Consider the following 2,439-nt stretch of genomic DNA (forward strand, 5'->3'; position numbering starts at 1 on the left):
GACATCTCCAAGGCCGTGGGGCTGGGCTTCACCACGGGCCAGGACGGCGCGTCGAACTACGAGCGCATGAAGAACAAGGTCAACGACGAGCTGAAGAAGCACTTCAGGCCGGAGTTCCTCAACCGCATCGACGACATCATCGTCTTCCACCAGCTCACGCAGGACCAGATCATCGAGATGGTGGACTTGATGATCAACCGCGTCGAGGCGCAGTTGAAGAACAAGGACATGGCGATCGAGCTGACGGACAGGGCCAAGAAGCTCCTGGCCACCCGCGGCTTCGACCCCGTGCTCGGCGCCCGCCCGCTGCGTCGCACGATCCAGCGCGAGATCGAGGACGCCCTGTCGGAGAAGATCCTGTTCGGCGAATTCCCACCAGGGTCGACCGTGGTGGTCGACGCCGAGGACGACGACGAGGGGTTGACGTTCCGCCCACGCGCGCGGCTCGCGGCGTCCTGATTCGGCGGGGGTTCCGGTCAGGTCCCCCTTGCTCCGTGCAGGACGTCGTCCAGCCGCACCGCCTTCACGTGGTCGCCGGAGGTGTACCAGAGGCTGTAGGTGTCCCAGGCCATCCCGACCGGGGAGCCGTCGACCCGCGCGGTGCCCAGCACCCGCCCGTCGGCGGCGTCGAGGGCGCGCACCAGCCCGGTGCCCGCCTCCGCGCACACGAGCAGCGAGTTCACCCTGGCCAGGCCGGACGGCACGCCGGGCAGCGGTACCTCGTGCAGCACGTCGAGGGTTTCGTGGTGCCACAGTTGGGCGACGCCGGGATCGCGCAGCGCCACCCACAGCCCTGCCGGACCCGAGTCCAGTGCGACCAGCCTTCGTCCGTTGTCCCCCAAGGGAATCGCGTCGACCACCGCGCCGCTCGACGGGTCGACGTCCAGCAGCCGCTCCCGCTCGTCGCCGACCACGAGCAGGCGTCCGTCGCGGAACGTCAGGTCGCCGCACAGCCGTTCGCACGCCACGTCCGCCTCGACCTGGCCGAACCGCGGCCGGATCGCCCGCACCCGCCGGTCGGACCGGTCCGCACACCACAGCAGTCCGCGGGTGGCGGCGATGCCGCCGGGGTCGGAGCCGGGCGCGGGCAGTGAGCGCACCGAGGGGATGGTCGTCGGCGCTGAGCCCATGGCACGTCCTCCCAGAAGAGTTGATCTCCAGTAAACTATATGAAAATCAAGTATATTGGAAGGACTGGGGACGCTCACCCACCGCACCAGGGGAGAGGATTCGCCGTGGAGATGCCCACCGAATCGGCCGTCGTGGCCGCCGCGCGCCGCCGCACCGAGGCCGAGGCGCGGCAGGCCGCGCAGGACGCGCCGAGCAGGTTCACCCACCTGCCGTCGGGACCGTTGGAGGACCGCGCCAACTGGGAACGCGTCCGCGAGCTGTTCACCATCAAGGACGGCTTCGCGCACCTCAACGTCGGCACGCTCGGGTCGGTGCCGCGGCCGGTGCTGGACCTGTTGCGCAACGCGGACTTCGACTACGCGAGCTACCCGCGCGACCCCTATCCGCCGACCACGTTCGCCGAGCCGCGCGCCGTGCTCGCCCGCGCCTACGGGTGCGATCCGGACGAACTGGCCATCGTCGCGGGCGCCACCGACGGCAACGCGCGCATCCTGCAAGGCCTCGCGCTCGACGAGGGCGACGAGGTGATCACCACCGACCACGAGTGCTACACCATGCAGGCGCCGCTCAACCTGCTGCACAACCGGCGCGGCGTCGTGGTCCGGAAGCTCACCCCGCGCCTCGGCCCCGACCAGGACGCCGAGGAGATCGTGGAGATGTTCGAAGCCGCGATCACGCCCCGCACCAAGGTGCTCCAGTGGGCGGCCGTCACCTTCACCGTCGGCACCAGGTTCCCCACCAGGGAACTCGCCGAACTGGCCCAGCGGCACGGCTTGATCTCGGTCGTCGACGGCGCGCACCTCCCCGGCCAGTTCGACTTCGACCTCCACGAGCTGGGGGTCGACTTCCTGAGCGGCTCCGGCGCGAAGTACCAGTGCGGCCCCATGGGAACCGGCATCCTCTACTCCCGCAACAAGGTCCTGCCGCGGTACAACCCCACCCCGCTCCCGGAGTTCTGGCCGGTCATCTCGCTGTGGTACCCGATCGAGGGTGAGCTGCCGCCGAGGGCCACCGGCCCGGAACCGACCTACGACATGGGCATGCACGTGCAGAAGACCGGCTCGGCGGACCTGTCCCGCGGACCGGCGCTCCAGATGGCCGCCGAGATCTGGGACCGCGTCGGCCGCAAGAACATCGAGCGGTACGTCCTCGGGCTCAGCGGGCACATCAAGGACCGCGTCGCCGAGCACTGGGGTCGCGAGTCGTTCTTCAGCCCGTACGACGACGAACGGCTGCACAGCGGAATGGTCGCGTTCCAGCCGTTCCGAGACCCGGCCGACGCCGCGGACGTGGCGAAGTTCGCCGAGT

At 69.7% G+C, this 2,439-nt stretch carries 2 protein-coding genes and 1 pseudogene; 2 read left to right on the plus strand and 1 reads right to left on the minus strand.

From position 1 onward, the window contains the following. Positions 1-459: pseudogene (locus tag ACFWW9_RS22225) on the plus strand (NDP-hexose 4-ketoreductase); the annotation flags it as partial. Positions 460-476: 17 nt separating this feature from the next. Here ACFWW9_RS22225 and ACFWW9_RS22230 read toward each other — a convergent pair. Then, on the minus strand, positions 477-1,130 hold the full coding sequence (locus ACFWW9_RS22230) for a YncE family protein (protein WP_390380934.1): 654 nt from the start codon (positions 1,128-1,130) through the stop codon (positions 477-479). A gap of 111 nt (positions 1,131-1,241) precedes the next feature. Here ACFWW9_RS22230 and ACFWW9_RS22235 point away from each other — a divergent pair. After that, a partial coding sequence (locus tag ACFWW9_RS22235; RefSeq protein ID WP_390380936.1) for an aminotransferase class V-fold PLP-dependent enzyme occupies positions 1,242-2,439 on the plus strand: 1,198 nt, incomplete at its 3' end.

The sequence above is a fragment of the Umezawaea sp. NPDC059074 genome, assembly GCF_042738955.1.
GTDB lineage: Bacteria > Actinomycetota > Actinomycetes > Mycobacteriales > Pseudonocardiaceae > Umezawaea.